We start from the raw sequence: 14,218 nt of genomic DNA, 5'->3' as shown, positions 1-14,218 counted from the left end.
GGTGGTGGCTCGCTCAGCGATTGGCGCGGTTCATGAATACCAGGCGCTCGAACAGGTGTACGTCCTGTTCGTTCTTGAGCAGCGCCCCGTGCAGCGGCGGAATGGCGGCGTTCTTGTCCTGGCTGCGCAGCGATTCCGGCGGAATGTCCTCGGCCAGCAGCAGCTTGAGCCAGTCGATCAACTCGGACGTCGACGGTTTCTTCTTCAGCCCCGGCAGGTTGCGCATCTCATAGAACGCATCCAGCGCAGCCTTGACCAGCGCGGGCTTGATACCCGGGTAGTGCACATCGACGATGGCCTGCATCGTCTCGGCATCCGGAAACTTGATGTAGTGGAAAAAGCAGCGGCGCAGGAACGCGTCGGGCAATTCCTTCTCGTTGTTCGACGTGATGATCACCAGCGGGCGGTGCTTGGCGCGGATGGTTTCGCGCGTTTCGTACACGTAGAACTCCATGCGATCCAGTTCGCGTAGCAGATCGTTGGGGAATTCGATGTCGGCCTTGTCGATCTCGTCGATCAGCAACACGACAGGTTCGTCCGCCTCGAAGGCCTGCCACAACACGCCCTTGACGATGTAGTTGCGGATGTCGTGCACTTTGTCATCGCCGAGCTGCGAGTCGCGCAGGCGCGAGACGGCATCGTATTCGTACAAGCCTTGCTGGGCCTTGGTGGTCGACTTCACGTGCCACTGCAATAGCGGCATACCCAGTGCGGCGGCCACTTCCTCGGCCAGCATGGTCTTGCCTGTGCCCGGCTCGCCCTTGATGAGCAGCGGGCGCTGCAGCGTCATCGATGCGTTGACGGCAAGCTTGAGGTCATCGGTGGCGACGTACTGGTCAGAGCCTTCGAAGCGTGTGCGCTGGTCGGATGGGGCAGGCGAGGTGGTGGTGTTCATCGTGCAAGCCTACTGAGCGGTAAAAGATTTGGAAACGGCCAGTATAAGAGCATTTGGGTGTTTGACGCCGAACGCCAGCGGCGCGCGCGCCGTGCCATTCCTTGCTGTCAAGTCACGGGAGCCCTAACTGGACTGGCAAAAAAACGGTGCGGTACAATGCGCCGGTTTGACGCACCTCAAATGACCGTCTTCTGGCTTGTTGCCAACGGCGGGTGAATGCGCCCAGCGAGACAGCCGGCTGAGACGAGCCAAGCCGGCAGGGCGAGCAGGATTCTGAAACTCCACGCTTAAGAACGAGATGAAAAAGATCCTCACCATGGTGGCCGCATTGGGCACGTTAGGCGCACTGTTCGCCGCACCCAGCAGCGCCGCCGCAGCCGACGTCCAGGGCAACGCTGCCGCCGCGGAAAACAAGGTCGCCATGTGTATCGGCTGCCATGCCATCCCCGATTACAAGACGTCGTTCCCCGAGGTGTATCGCGTGCCCTATCTGGGCGGCCAGAACGCCAAATACATTGAAAGCGCGCTGCATGCGTATCAGAAGGGTGACCGCAAGCACCCGACCATGCGCGCCATCGCCGGGTCGCTGACTGACCAGGACATCGCCAACCTCGCCGCGTACTACGCGGCGCAGACGCCGGCCACCCAAAACAATCCGCAGAAGTGACGAGGAACAATATGAAGAAGATCTCGCTCGCAATCTCGTTCAATCTGGGCGCGCTGATGCTGGCAGCCGCTGTGTCTGCGCACGCTGCCGATATTGAAAAGGGCAAGCAACTGGTGGAGAAGGGCGCTTGCGTGGCCTGCCATGGCGCCGGCCTGAACGCTCCGATCTCGCCGGACTATCCGAAGCTCGCAGGCCAGCACGGCGATTACATCTATCACGCGCTGCTGGCCTATCAGACCAGCAACAACCCGCTGGTGGGCCGCAGCAACGCCATCATGGCGGGCCAGGTCAACAGCAACCCCGCCACCACCGGTGCCGACGGCAAGCCGCGTCCCTTTACGCAGGCTGAGCTGAAGGACATTGCTGCGTACATCGAATCGCTGCCGGGCTCGCTGGTGCTCAAGAAGTAATGCGGCATCGCCGGTAAAGAAAAACCGCTCTTCGGAGCGGTTTTTTGTTGGCTTCAGATTCAGCGGGCGGTGGCGCGCTTGCGCACGCACTCGATATAGGCGTCGCCGTCGGGCGGCAGGCCCGTGCGCTGCGCCGTCCAGAGCATCTGGCCGAGGCATTCCATCACCTGATGCTGCGCCTCGTGCGGCGAGTCGAGCCGCTGGGCCAGCGCTTCATACGCAGCGCGAATGCCGCGCGGCTGATCCACCGACACCTGCTCGCTGATCGACAGGTGCATCGACAGGTGGAGGAACGGGTTGCTCTGTCCGCTTTCCGGCGTGTAGTCGCGGGCGAGCGCTTCTTCGCCGGCCTCCAGGGTGTCGTGGTATTCGGGATGCTGCAGCATCCAGTCGAGCGCCATGGCCTCAAGCGGCGTGAGGATTTCTGCCTGGCGGTGCTTGCGCCATGCGCCACAGAAGAATTGACGGACTTCGTCGCGGGATGGATTGAACATGATTTCAACATTGTACCGGCGCGCCCTGACGCCTGCCGGTAGCTTGGCGAGACGGCAACGCTACAATGGCGCCCCCATCTCCAGACGGCGACCCCAACAAGATCGCCGCATGCCATGAGACGACCGATCGCTTCCTCCCTCGCTGCGCGCGCCGCCGACAAGCTCCTAGGCGTGCTGCTGATCGCCGTGTCCGCCGCATCGTTCGGCGCGATGGCCATCTTCACGCATTACGCCTATGCGAGTGGCGCCAACGTGGTCGGTCTGCTGATCGTGCGCTTTGTGATCGCGGCCGCGGCGCTGATGGCCGTGATGCGTGTCCGCCGCATCGGCATACCGCCGTGGTCGCGCGTAGCGGGGCTGGCGGCCATGGGCGGCATCGGCTATGCCGGACAGTCGTTCGCGTTTTTCACGGCGTTGAACTACGCACCGGCCAGCCTGGTGGCGCTGCTGCTGTATCTGTATCCGATGTTCGTCACGGTGCTGGCGGCGATTTTCCTGCGCGAGCGGCTGACCACCACGGCGATCATCGCGCTGGCGCTGTGCTCGGTCGGGGCGGGGCTGACGGTGGGCGGTGCGGGCCTGTCGGGCGGCAGCCTTCTCGGCATCGGGCTGGGCGTGGCCTCGGCGGTCATTTACTCGATCTACATCACGGTCGGTGCCCGTGTGACGCGCGGGCTCGATCCACTGGCGTGCACGACCGTCATCTGTACCGCTGCGGCCGTCGTGTACACGGGGATGGCGTTGCTCGGTGCACCGGCGCATCTGCCGGGCACGTTCAGCGGCTGGGCCGCGGCGCTGGCCATTGCAGGCTTGTCGACGGTGGTGGCTATCCTGACGTTCTTTGCCGGCCTGCAGAAACTGGGGGCGGCGCAGGCGTCGATGCTGTCGACGCTGGAGCCGGTGGTGACCGTGCTGTTCGCGGCGTTGCTGCTCGGCGAGTCGATCGCGCCCATGCAGATGGCTGGCGGCGCATTGATCCTGGCGGGCGTGCTGTGGTTGACCCGCGCAGATGCCAAGCCTGCCGGTCACAGCGCGGACGAAATGGCCTGAAGCGGAATCTTCACGCCCCACAAAAAACCGCCCAACAAGAACTGGGCGGTTTTGCTTTCGGCCTTGAGGCGATTACTTCTTCGGGCCGCTCGGCAGGCGTTGCAGGCTCTGCACCCGCATCAGGGCCGGACGATCGGCCATCACGCCATCGTAGAACGAAGCCAGGTCACCCTTGAGCGCGGTGCGCGACGCATCGTTCAGATAGATCATGTGGCCGGACGGGTAATTCTTGATCGTCAGGTTCTTCGCCTTGAGCGTCGGATCGAGCGGCATCTGCGCCAGCGTCAGCTCGGTCTGGTGGAACGGCGTGACGGCGTCGAAATACCCACTGGCCTGCAGCACCTTCAGGTCGGGGTTCAGGCTCATCGTCGAGGCGAGGTCGCCAGCGGTGTACAGCGTGTTGCCGCCGCCCTTGTTGGCGCCGGTCGGGTCGATGTGGCTGAAGTCCCAGTTGTTGAACACGGCGTCGTTCAGGTCCACGAACGACGAGGTCGACGTGTACTTGAGCTGGGTGTTCAGGTAGCTGTTCCACAGCACCGTATACGCACCGCCGATGTTCGAGATCGACGGATCGTTGCTGCCCGAGTTCGGCAGGATGAACGGCGCGATGCCCTGGCCCGTGTAGTTGGCGCGGCCGTCATACTGGCCGATCTGGATGCCCGGGTTGAGCGTCAGGAAGAACGTGTACGGCGGGTTGTTGTTCTGCGACGGCACGTTGCCCAGCGCTGCCGGATTGCCGAACGTCTGGATCAGCGAGACCGGATCGGTGCCGATGTACGAGCCCATCGTCTGCGCCGTCGACAGGTTCAGGTTCAGGCGCACGTTGACGAACCCGCCATCTGCGGCGCTCGGCGCTTGTGCCAGCGGGGCGAGCGTGTTGTCGGCGTAGTTGCGGGCCTGGACCATGTAGCCGTCGAGGTCGGTCGGTGCCGGGTTGAGCGTCGTCTTCTTCCAGTAGAACGCGTCGGCGGCCAGCGTCGGGAAGGTGCCGACGGCCGAGAGTGCATTCGCGTAGTCAAGGATCGACGATTGCAGCGTGATCCCGTTCAGCTCGATACCGTCTTCATGCAGCACCCACGACAGCACCGCACTGCGCGCCGTGCCATACGACTCGCCGTACAGGAACTTGGGTGAGTTCCAGCGCGAGTTCTTGGTCAGGTAGCGCTGGATGAAGCGGTCGATGGAGCGGGCGTCCTGGTCGGTGCCCCAGAAGTCTTTGTTCTTGACCGGTGCAATGGCGGCCGAATATCCGGTGCCTACCGGGTTGATGAACACGAGATCGGAGCGGTCGAGCAGGCTGTCCGGGTTATCGGGCAGCTTGTACGGCGCCGGGGGCGTGAAGTTCGGGAACGACGACTGCAGCCGCTTCGGCCCGAACGAGCCCAGCAGCAGGAACACCGACGACGAGCCCGGGCCGCCGTTATAGAAGAACGTCACCGGACGCGGCTTCGATGGATCGGGATTGTCCTGCGTGTAGGCCACGTAGAACATCGTCGCGTTGGATCGCGAGGTGACCGGGTCGATGGTGGTCAGGTGGCCGGCGGTGGCTGTGTAGGCGATGCTCTTGCCGCCGATTGTGACTGTGTGGTGCGTGATGGCTGCGCTTTCGCCCGGGTCGGCGGCAAGTGCGTCGTTGGGCCCGGTGCCGTAGACGTTCGGGTCGACGTAGGGCTGGTCGGGCGGCACGGCGGCCGTCACCGGCTGTGTGGTTGCGTTGCCGGCGTTGGCGGCAACGCCGCTGGGGTTGGCCGTGGCGGACGAATCTCCGCCGCCGCAACCCGCAAGCAGCACGGCGGACAGCGCCGCGGCCGCAAACGATACACCAAGGGTCCGGGACAAACCTGCAAAATCACTGGTCGATAACCTGGATTTTTTCATGGCGATAATGGCCTTTTTCAGGGTGACGAACGCCATCACTTAAAACGTGTGGTTTTAAGTGGGCTCCATATTCGCTTTGCGTTTTTTCATTTCTATGCGACGCGAAACGAATATTATGATTTCCCGCCTTGTTTGCGGAAATTAATGCAATTGTTTTTTATTCGGCAAAAGAAGCCCCTGAAATCCAAGCGGATCTCAAAAACAGATGGATTGCGGGGTCAAGCCCTCAAGGCGTTTGCGCAAAGCTTGGCAAGGGCTGTGCGAAAACATGGGGATGAACGGAACTGCGCGCCCTTTTTAAAACAAGGCGCGAATCCGATACATCCAACCCTGCGGGTAATGCAATGACGAACGAAAAAGTAGTTCGTAAGCAAACCGTTGTAAAGGGCTGTTTTTCATCGTGCGCGATGGACTGTAAAAATGGCCATGTCAATGCGGTGGTGCATCGCAGTAAGTGCGATTAAATACAAAGAAGGCATGTCGTTTTTTCTAAAGCCACTGGGCTGCTGATGGCGCCCGGGTGCCCATCCGGGGCGTGCGGGTGTCCGGCGCACACGGATATGGCGCATTACAATGCGGTCCTCAACTTTTTCCGGAGCACCTTGCAATGCCGATGCTTGAACCGTCCGCGCTGGACCAACTGTTCCACGCAGCCCGTACCCACAACGTGTGGCTGGACAAGCCGGTCGATGACGAACTGCTGCACACGCTGTATGACACCGTGAAGTACGGCCCGACTGCTGCGAACAGCACGCCGGCTCGTTTCGTATTCGTCAAGAGCGCTGCTGCCAAGGAGCGTCTGATTCCATGCATGTCGGCCGGCAACCAGGAAAAGACCCGCCAAGCGCCCGTGGCCGTGATCGTCGCGTATGACACGCAGTTCCACGAGCAACTGCCCAAGCTGTTTCCGCACGCCGATGCCCGTTCGTGGTACGCCGGCGACCAGGCCAAGATCAACGCCGCCGCGCTGATGAACGGCTCGCTGCAGGGCGGCTATCTCGTGCTCGCCGCGCGTGCGCTCGGCCTGGATTGCGGCCCGATGGCCGGCTTCGATGCCGACAAGGTGAACGAGACGTTCTTCCCCGATGGTCAGTGGAAGGTCAACTTCATCATGAACATCGGCTACGGCGACGCCGAGAAGCTGCACCCGCGCAACCCGCGTCTGTCGTTCGAAGAGGCGTGCAAGATCCTTTGATCGACGACCGGTCGCGCAAAGAAAACGGGGACTCGCATCAGACGGTGCAGTCCCCCTTTTTCATTCCTTCGGCGCTGGCGTCTTCGGCCTGAATTCACACAGCGGCTCGATCGCGCAATGCCAGCACTCGGGCTTGCGCGCCTTGCATACATAGCGCCCATGCAGGATCAGCCAGTGGTGCGCGTCTTGCCGAAACGCTTCCGGCACCACCTTCATCAGCTTCAGCTCGACCTCAAGTACGTTCTTGCCGGGGGCCAGGCCCGTGCGATTGGCGACGCGAAAGATGTGCGTGTCGACCGCGATTGTCGGCTCACCAAAGGCCGTGTTCATCACCACGTTGGCGGTCTTGCGGCCCACACCCGGTAGTTCTTCCAGCGCGGCGCGGTCACGCGGCACTTCACCGCCGTATTGGTCGAGCAGGATGCGGCACGTCTGGAGGATGTGCTTGCACTTGGTGCGATACAGCCCGATGGTCTTGATGTATTCGGTGATGCCCTCCTCGCCAAGCGCCAGCAGCTTGGCGGGCGTATTGGCCACCGGAAACAGCTTGCGCGTCGCCTTGTTCACGCCAACGTCGGTCGCCTGTGCCGACAGCAGCACCGCGATCAGCAGTTCGAACGGCGTGGTGTATTCCAGCTCGGTGGTCGGCGTCCGGTTGTTCTCGCGCAGGGTCTCGAAGATGGCGTGGCGCTTGGCAGGATTCATCGTCGGGCTGGTTCAGTGGGCGTCTGCGTCGGGTTTGGTGCTCTGTTCGATCTGGCTGGCGATGCGCTTGCGGCGGGCTTCGGCCTCATCGATCTGGGCTTGCACGTCCGCCGTCACGTTGGTCACGTTGCGTGGACCTTGTCCGCGCGCGGCCATCTCGGCCTGCTTCTGGCGCGCCCGTTCAATGGCGGCCTGGATGATCGCCTTCTTGCGCGCTTGCGCGGCAAGCTCAGCCTCATCGGCCGGTTGTTCAGCGCTGAGGGCAGCGAGTTTGGCCGCTGCCTTGGCGGCGAGGCGCGCTTCGTTCTCGGCTTGTTCGCGCTTGAGGCGCGCGTTGCGGAAGACGTAGCGGTCCCGCGCGACATCGGCCTGTTGCTGGCTCCAGGCATCCCAGCCCGTGCGTTCGCCAGTGACAGGGATCATGTCGATGCAATCGACAGGGCAGGGGGGCACGCAGAGGTCGCAACCGGTGCACCAGTCCTCCAGCACCGTGTGCATCGCCTTGGGCGCGCCCACGATGGCGTCGACCGGGCACGCCTGAATGCACAGCGTGCAACCGATGCAGCGTTCCGGGTCGATGACTGCGATGGCGCGAGGCTGTTCGATGCCGTTGGACGGGTCCAGCGGCAGCAGTTCGCCTGTGCGGCCAAGTGCGTCGGACAGCCGGCGAATACCTTCCGCCCCGCCAGGTGGGCAACGGTTGGGGAGCGCCTCGCCGCTGGCCATGGCTTCCGCGTAGGGACGGCAGCCGTTGTAGCCGCACTTGGTGCATTGCGTTTGCGGCAAGAGGTTTTCGAGCCGGTCGGCCAAGGATGCGGCCACTGCGGGGACCAAGGAAACCACGATGGGACTTGTCGTTTGAATAGTCTGCCATTATCGCCGATTTGGCCCCTGCGCAAGGCGTGCATGCCCTGACATCGCATACGGCGGGCATGTCTTGACCGTATGACATAATTCCCGCGTTCTAAACGGACCGACGTGCCATGCCGTCTCATCCAGCCGCGCCACTCGCCGACATCGAAGCCGATGCTCACGGCGAATCCGCCGCACCCCGCACGCGTCGCGACCCCGCCGGCACGCGCCGACGCATCCTTGCTGCTGCAATCGAGGAGTTTGCGCGCGGTGGATTTGCCGGCGCGCGCGTCGACGCCATCGCCCGGCGCGCCGAGACCAACGAGCGCATGCTGTATTACTACTACGGCAGCAAGGAAAAACTCTTCCTGACCGTGCTCGAGCACATGTATTTCCGCTTCAAAGAGGCGGAAGAGCAGGTACAGATCGAGTCGTCGGACCCGCGTGAGGCGGTCATCCAGCTTGCGCGGTTCGTCTGGGATTTCTATTACGAGAACCCCGAGTTCATCCGCTTGCTCAACAGCGAAAACCTGCACGAGGCGCGGCATCTGAAGACCTCGCCGCACTTGGGCGAGCTGGTCAACCCGGTCATCGAGGTGCTGCGAGGTGTGGTGGAGCGCGGCCAGCGCGCCGGCATCTTTCGCGACGACGTCGATGTGTCGCGTCTGTATCTGACGATCTCGGCGCTGGGCTATTACGTGCTGTCCAACCGTTACACGATCAGTGCCGTGGTGGGGCGCGACATTGCCTCTGCCGACGAGCACGAAGCCTTCGCGCAACTGCATATCAAGATGCTGCTGGCGTATCTGGATCGGCCCAAGGGCTGATCGGCGAAAGCATCGTCGCGCAACAAAAAGCCTCGCAACTGCGAGGCTTTTTGTTGGGTGCTCCAGTCTCAGGCGACGGCCTTGATGCGCGGTGCGGTTTCTTCGTTGCGGCGGATGAAATCACGCAACTGCGGATACACCTGCTCGCGCCAGCGGCGGCCCGAGAAGATGCCGTAGTGCCCGCACTTGGGCGCCGTCAGATGTTGCTTGCGCGTGCTCGGGATGCCGGTGCACAGGCCATGCGCGGCTTCGGTCTGGCCGCTGCCGGAAATGTCGTCCAGCTCGCCTTCGATGGTGAAGAGCGCGGTGCTCTTGATGTCCTGCGGACGCACCGGCTTGCCTTCCACCACCCACGTGCCGTTGGCCAGGTGGAACTCCTGGAATACGTCGCGGATGGTCTCCAGGTAATACTCGGCGGCCATGTCCAGCACGGCGTTGTACTCGTCGTAGAAGCGCACGTGGGCCTCAGCGTCTTCCGTGTCGCCCTCGATCAGGTTCAGGTAGTAATCGTAGTGCGATGACAGGTGGCGGTCCGGGTTCATCGCCACGAAGCCGGCGTGCTGCAGGAAGCCCGGATACACCTTGCGGCCGTGGCCCGGATAGTTGGCGGGCACCGTGTAGATCACGTTGTTTTCGAACCAGCTATGCGCCTTGTTCGTCGCAAGCGAGTTGACGGCGGTCGGGCTCTTACGTGCGTCGATGGGGCCGCCCATCATGGTCATCGTGCGCGGCGTCTTCTCGCCGTCCGAAGCCATCAACGAGATGGCGGCCAGGACGGGCACGGTCGGCTGGCACACCGAGATCACGTGCAGTTTGTCGGCGCCAATGTGATTGATGAATTCGCGGATGTAGTTGATGTAGTCCGACAGGTGGAACGCACCTTCTTCGATCGGCACCATGCGTGCGTCGATCCAGTCGGTCACGTACACCTTGTGATCCTGCAGCAGCGTGCGTACGGTGTCGCGCAGCAGCGTGGAGTGATGGCCAGACAGCGGCGCGCACACCAGCACAACCGGCTCATCCTTGAGCAGCTTGATGGTCTCGGCGTCGTCGGCGTAGCGCTTGAAGCGGATGAGGCGGCAGAACGGCTTTTCGATGATGGTCTGCTCGACGATCGGAATGTCGCGGCCGTTGGATTTGACGGAGCGGATGCCGAATTCCGGCTTCTCGTACTCCTTGCCCAGGCGATACAGCAGTTCGTAGCCCGCAGCGTAGCGTTGGGCGCCCGGCATCAGAGACAGCGGACTCAGGGGGTTGGTGAAGGTCTTGGCAGTTGCCTGGGCCCAAGCCGTCATGGGGCTGAGCAGGGCGCGCTGGAATTCGTGAAGCTGGTAAAGCATGGCTGGACCGGTCTGTGGTGGCGAGGGCGACGCAAACGATTATGCACCTGAGTGCAGGTTACTGCGATGCAGCATAAACCCTGATACGAGAGTGTTGCGCTGCTTCTATGATGCGCCCGTGTCAGTCTATTCCCATGCAGCAAAAAAGCGGCCGAAGCCGCTTTTCTTTTTGCAATTGCCTGTAGGGCGTGACGCCTACCGCACCTTACAGCACATCTGCAATGGCGTTCACCACGGCGTCGATGTTGTGGGTGTTCAGCGCGGCCACGCAGATACGGCCGGTCGACACAGCGTAGATGCCGTGCTCGGTACGCAGGCGATCCACTTGTGCGGAGGTCAGGCCCGAGTACGAGAACATGCCGCGCTGTGCCTTTACGAACGAGAAGTCGGTCTTCACGCCCTTGGCGGCCAGTTTGTCGACCAGTGCATTGCGCATCGACTTGATGCGATCGCGCATTTCGCCCAGTTCCTGCTCCCACATCGCGCGCAGCTCGGGGCTCGTCAGCACGCTGGCGACGATCGTGCCGCCGTGCGTCGGCGGGTTCGAGTAGTTCGTGCGGATCACGCGCTTGACTTGCGACAGCACGCGGGTGGCTTCGTCCTTGCTGGTCGTCACGATCGACAGCGCGCCGACGCGCTCGCCGTACAGCGAGAACGACTTCGAGAACGAGCTGGAGACGAAGAACGGCAGGCCCGATTCAGCAAACAGGCGCACAGCCAGGCCGTCTTGCTGGATGCCGTCGGCGAAGCCTTGGTAAGCCATGTCGAGGAACGGGATCAGGTTCTTGGCCTTGATGACTTCCACGACCTGCTTCCACTGCTCGGTGGTCATGTCCACGCCAGTCGGGTTGTGGCAGCAGGCGTGCAGCACGACGATGGTGTTCGGCGCGTAGCTGTTCAGCGAATCCATCATGCTGGCGAAGTTCAGGCCGTGCGACGGGGCATCGTAGTACGCGTAGTTGACGACTTCGAAACCGGCCGACTCGAACAGCGCGCGATGGTTTTCCCAGCTCGGGTCGGAAATCGCGACCTTGGCGTTCGGGTACAGGCGCTTGAGGAAGTCGGCGCCGATCTTCAGCGCGCCGGTGCCGCCCAGGGCTTGCGCGGTGACCACGCGGCCTTCGGTGATGAGGGGCGAATCAGCGCCGAACAACAGCTTCTGCACAGCCTGGTCGTAGGCGGCGATGCCTTCGATCGGCAGGTAGCCGCGCGGAGCAGCGGCGGCCAGGCGGGCCTTTTCGGCTTCCTGCACGGCGCGCAGCACCGGAATTTTCCCTTCGTCGGTGAAGTACACGCCCACGCCCAGATTCACTTTGGTGCTGCGGGTATCGGCGTTGAAAGCTTCATTCAGGCCCAGGATGGGATCGCGCGGAGCCAGTTCGACGGCGGAGAAAAGCGACATGAGATGTCTCGATCGGTTGGTTCGGAATTCAGTGGGATCTTGCAGGCGGTGCGGCGTGGACTTCGGGGCGGGTCGCCCGGCGCCAGATGCACAACGAGGCGCGCACGAGGATGAATTGTACCGAATACACGCTCTAATCGCCCGCAAAATCCTTGCAGAACAGGGGCCTAAAGCGGTTCAAAGGCCAGTACAGAGGTGCGGCCCCGGCTGTCCAAACGATTGCTCGAGCTGCAGGCTACACTAGACGATTGGTGGCAATTGCCGCTGCTGCCCTCATCTGGACAGGGCGTGCAAGTCACTTTGTCGACTTCCCGCGCTGCCATCCCACCCGCCGCCATGACCGATCTGAGCCAAGTCCCCAGCCCGCACGACGAGTCGAAGTTCGTGACTTTCGAGGGTTCGCCGTTCCAGTTGTACCAGCCGTACCCGCCGGCCGGTGACCAGCCCGAGGCGATCCGTCAGCTCGTCGAGAACATCGAAGACGGCCTGTCGTACCAGACACTGCTGGGCGTGACGGGCTCGGGCAAGACCTTCACCATGGCCAATGTGATCGCCCAGGTGGGGCGCCCAGCCATTGTATTTGCGCCGAACAAGACGCTGGCGGCGCAGCTGTATTCGGAATTCCGCGAGTTCTTCCCGCGCAATGCAGTCGAGTACTTCGTCTCTTACTACGACTATTACCAGCCTGAGGCTTATGTGCCGCAGCGCGACCTGTTCATCGAAAAGGATTCGTCGATCAACGAGCACATCGAGCAGATGCGGCTCTCCGCCACCAAGAGCCTGCTGGAACGCCGCGACGTGGTGATCGTGGCCACCGTGTCGGCCATCTACGGTATCGGCAACCCGAGCGAATACCACCAGATGATCTTGACGCTGCGCGCCGGTGACAAGGTCAGCCAGCGTGACGTGATCGCGCGCCTGATCGCCATGCAGTACACGCGCAACGAGACGGATTTCCAACGCGGCACGTTCCGGGTGCGTGGCGACACGGTCGACATCTTCCCTGCCGAGCACGCAGAAATGGCGGTGCGCCTGGAGCTGTTCGACGATGAAGTCGAATCGTTGCAGTTGTTCGACCCGCTGACGGGGCGTGTGCGGCAAAAGATTCCGCGCTTCACGGTGTACCCGTCGAGCCACTACGTGACGCCGCGCGAGACCGTGTTGCGCGCTATCGAGACCATCAAGGCCGAGCTGCGCGAACGGCTCGATTTCTTCTACAAGGAAAACAAGCTGGTGGAAGCGCAGCGGCTGGAGCAGCGCACGCGCTTCGATCTGGAGATGCTGCAGGAGCTGGGCTTCTGCAAGGGCATCGAGAACTATTCGCGGCATCTGTCGGGTTCCGCGCCTGGCGAACCGCCGCCGACGCTGGTCGATTACCTGCCGCCCGATGCGCTGATGTTCCTCGATGAATCGCACGTGCTGATCGGACAGCTGAACGGCATGTACAACGGTGACCGCGCGCGCAAGGAAACGCTGGCCGAATACGGTTTCCGCTTGCCTTCTGCGCTCGACAACCGGCCGCTGAAGTTCGCCGAATTCGAGACCAAGATGCGGCAGGTGACGTTCGTGTCTGCCACACCGGGGGATTACGAAAAGAAGACCGCCGGCACGGAAGTCGTGGAACAAGTCGTGCGCCCCACGGGCCTCGTCGATCCGATCATCGAGGTGCGCCCTGCCACGACGCAGGTCGACGATCTGCTCTCCGAGATCCATGTGCGCGTCAAGGCTGGCGAGCGCGTGCTGGTGACCACGCTGACCAAGCGCATGGCTGAGCAGCTGACCGAGTTCCTGTCAGAGAACGGCATCAAGGTCCGCTACCTGCATTCGGACATCGATACCGTGGAGCGCGTGGAGATCATCCGTGACCTGCGTCTGGGGACGTTCGATGTGCTGGTCGGGATCAACCTGCTGCGCGAGGGCCTGGATATTCCCGAAGTGTCGCTCGTGGCGATCCTGGATGCGGACAAGGAAGGCTTCCTGCGCGCCGAGCGTTCGCTTATCCAGACCATCGGCCGCGCCGCGCGGAACGTGAACGGGACCGCCATTCTCTATGCGGATCGCATGACCGATTCGATGAAGAAGGCGATCGACGAAACCGAGCGCCGCCGCGCCAAGCAGATCGCCCACAACGAGGCGCATGGCATTACGCCGCGCGGCGTGGTCAAGCGCATCAAGGACATCATCGACGGTGTGTACAACGTCGACGATGCGCGCGCCGAGCTGAAGGCCGCGCAAGAGGCCGCCAAGTACGAAGACATGAGCGAGAAGCAGGCGTCCAAGGAAATCAAGCGCCTGGAAAAACAGATGCTCGACCACGCCAAGAACCTCGAATTCGAAAAGGCGGCAGCGGTGCGCGATCAGCTTGCCAAGCTCAAGTCGCAGCTCTTTGGGGCGAGCGGCGAAGACCATATCGTTCCGGCCGCCTGAACCGCGCGGCCGTCGCTTGACACCTCGCTACCTCGTGCCGGGTAGCGGAGGTTGCTGTTGACACCAGTTCGGATCA

General features: G+C 62.4%; 13 protein-coding genes. 6 read left to right on the top strand and 7 right to left on the bottom strand.

Features of this window, described 5'->3' with window-relative positions; translation table 11 throughout:
* Positions 1–13 precede the first annotated feature (13 nt).
* Positions 14–895 (bottom strand): AAA family ATPase, encoded by an 882-nt coding sequence (locus tag AAHM38_RS03170; RefSeq protein ID WP_065857353.1) that lies wholly within the window; start codon positions 893–895, stop codon positions 14–16.
* 298 nt (positions 896–1,193) lie between these two features.
* On the opposite strand from AAHM38_RS03170, the gene AAHM38_RS03165 reads away from it, so the two are divergent.
* A complete protein-coding gene (locus tag AAHM38_RS03165) occupies positions 1,194–1,562 on the top strand; it encodes a c-type cytochrome (protein ID WP_012761617.1) in 369 nt (122 codons plus the stop codon).
* Between the two features lie 11 nt (positions 1,563–1,573).
* Positions 1,574–1,972, top strand: a complete 399-nt coding sequence (locus tag AAHM38_RS03160) for a c-type cytochrome (protein ID WP_116574771.1) — start codon at positions 1,574–1,576, stop codon at positions 1,970–1,972.
* A 59-nt stretch (positions 1,973–2,031) separates the two neighbouring features.
* Here AAHM38_RS03160 and AAHM38_RS03155 read toward each other — a convergent pair whose 3' ends face one another.
* A complete protein-coding gene (locus AAHM38_RS03155) occupies positions 2,032–2,466 on the bottom strand; it encodes a DUF1841 family protein (RefSeq protein WP_009238576.1) in 435 nt (144 codons plus the stop codon).
* Between the two features lie 114 nt (positions 2,467–2,580).
* Here AAHM38_RS03155 and AAHM38_RS03150 point away from each other — a divergent pair, with 114 nt between their 5' ends.
* Complete coding sequence (locus AAHM38_RS03150; RefSeq protein WP_116574772.1) at positions 2,581–3,516, top strand: DMT family transporter; 936 nt, start codon at positions 2,581–2,583, stop codon at positions 3,514–3,516.
* A gap of 72 nt (positions 3,517–3,588) precedes the next feature.
* On the opposite strand, the gene AAHM38_RS03145 is transcribed toward AAHM38_RS03150, so the two are convergent.
* Positions 3,589–5,394 carry a S10 family peptidase gene (locus tag AAHM38_RS03145; protein WP_179817507.1) on the bottom strand — a complete coding sequence of 602 codons (1,806 nt, stop codon included), beginning with the start codon at positions 5,392–5,394 and terminating at the stop codon, positions 3,589–3,591.
* Between the two features lie 607 nt (positions 5,395–6,001).
* Between AAHM38_RS03145 and AAHM38_RS03140 the strand changes: the two genes are divergently transcribed.
* Positions 6,002–6,589 carry a malonic semialdehyde reductase gene (locus AAHM38_RS03140; RefSeq protein WP_009238573.1) on the top strand — a complete coding sequence of 196 codons (588 nt, stop codon included), beginning with the start codon at positions 6,002–6,004 and terminating at the stop codon, positions 6,587–6,589.
* Between the two features lie 60 nt (positions 6,590–6,649).
* Here AAHM38_RS03140 and nth read toward each other — a convergent pair whose 3' ends face one another.
* Together nth and rsxB are read right to left on the bottom strand one after the other, a co-directional pair.
* Positions 6,650–7,294 (bottom strand): endonuclease III, encoded by a 645-nt coding sequence (nth, locus tag AAHM38_RS03135; protein ID WP_116574774.1) that lies wholly within the window; start codon positions 7,292–7,294, stop codon positions 6,650–6,652.
* A 12-nt stretch (positions 7,295–7,306) separates the two neighbouring features.
* A complete protein-coding gene (rsxB, locus tag AAHM38_RS03130; RefSeq protein ID WP_116574775.1) occupies positions 7,307–8,137 on the bottom strand; it encodes an electron transport complex subunit RsxB in 831 nt (276 codons plus the stop codon).
* 140 nt (positions 8,138–8,277) lie between these two features.
* Between rsxB and AAHM38_RS03125 the strand changes: the two genes are divergently transcribed.
* Entirely contained in the window at positions 8,278–8,973 is a 696-nt protein-coding gene (locus AAHM38_RS03125; RefSeq protein ID WP_116574776.1) for a TetR/AcrR family transcriptional regulator, read from the top strand.
* 68 nt (positions 8,974–9,041) lie between these two features.
* Here AAHM38_RS03125 and AAHM38_RS03120 read toward each other — a convergent pair whose 3' ends face one another.
* Both AAHM38_RS03120 and AAHM38_RS03115 read right to left on the bottom strand, forming a co-directional pair.
* Positions 9,042–10,313, bottom strand: a complete 1,272-nt coding sequence (locus AAHM38_RS03120; RefSeq protein WP_009238569.1) for a polyhydroxyalkanoate depolymerase — start codon at positions 10,311–10,313, stop codon at positions 9,042–9,044.
* Between the two features lie 205 nt (positions 10,314–10,518).
* The gene (locus AAHM38_RS03115) at positions 10,519–11,715 is read right to left on the bottom strand and encodes an amino acid aminotransferase (RefSeq protein WP_012761623.1); all 1,197 of its coding nucleotides are present in this window, start codon (positions 11,713–11,715) and stop codon (positions 10,519–10,521) included.
* A 336-nt stretch (positions 11,716–12,051) separates the two neighbouring features.
* Between AAHM38_RS03115 and uvrB the strand changes: the two genes are divergently transcribed.
* Positions 12,052–14,142, top strand: coding sequence for an excinuclease ABC subunit UvrB (gene uvrB / locus AAHM38_RS03110; protein WP_012761624.1), 2,091 nt, complete (start codon positions 12,052–12,054; stop codon positions 14,140–14,142).
* The last annotated feature ends 76 nt before the right edge of the window (positions 14,143–14,218 follow it).

The sequence above is a fragment of the Ralstonia sp. OTU4908 genome (assembly GCF_038440115.1).
Classification (GTDB): domain Bacteria; phylum Pseudomonadota; class Gammaproteobacteria; order Burkholderiales; family Burkholderiaceae; genus Ralstonia; species Ralstonia pickettii.
The sequence above is the reverse complement of the archived record's forward strand: the minus strand, read 5'-3'. Positions and strand labels throughout refer to the sequence as shown.

Bases quoted from the DNA above. Each gene is read 5' to 3' on its own strand.
- AAHM38_RS03150 (WP_116574772.1), top strand. From the start codon at position 2,581: ATGAGACGACCGATCGCTTCCTCCCTCGCTGCGCGCGCCGCCGACAAG.
- uvrB (WP_012761624.1), top strand. From the start codon at position 12,052: ATGACCGATCTGAGCCAAGTCCCCAGCCCGCACGACGAGTCGAAGTTC.
- AAHM38_RS03145 (WP_179817507.1), bottom strand. From the start codon at position 5,394: ATGAAAAAATCCAGGTTATCGACCAGTGATTTTGCAGGTTTGTCCCGG.
- AAHM38_RS03170 (WP_065857353.1), bottom strand. From the start codon at position 895: ATGAACACCACCACCTCGCCTGCCCCATCCGACCAGCGCACACGCTTC.
- AAHM38_RS03165 (WP_012761617.1), top strand. From the start codon at position 1,194: ATGAAAAAGATCCTCACCATGGTGGCCGCATTGGGCACGTTAGGCGCA.
- nth (WP_116574774.1), bottom strand. From the start codon at position 7,294: ATGAATCCTGCCAAGCGCCACGCCATCTTCGAGACCCTGCGCGAGAAC.
- AAHM38_RS03160 (WP_116574771.1), top strand. From the start codon at position 1,574: ATGAAGAAGATCTCGCTCGCAATCTCGTTCAATCTGGGCGCGCTGATG.
- AAHM38_RS03120 (WP_009238569.1), bottom strand. From the start codon at position 10,313: ATGCTTTACCAGCTTCACGAATTCCAGCGCGCCCTGCTCAGCCCCATG.
- AAHM38_RS03155 (WP_009238576.1), bottom strand. From the start codon at position 2,466: ATGTTCAATCCATCCCGCGACGAAGTCCGTCAATTCTTCTGTGGCGCA.
- AAHM38_RS03115 (WP_012761623.1), bottom strand. From the start codon at position 11,715: ATGTCGCTTTTCTCCGCCGTCGAACTGGCTCCGCGCGATCCCATCCTG.
- AAHM38_RS03125 (WP_116574776.1), top strand. From the start codon at position 8,278: ATGCCGTCTCATCCAGCCGCGCCACTCGCCGACATCGAAGCCGATGCT.
- AAHM38_RS03140 (WP_009238573.1), top strand. From the start codon at position 6,002: ATGCCGATGCTTGAACCGTCCGCGCTGGACCAACTGTTCCACGCAGCC.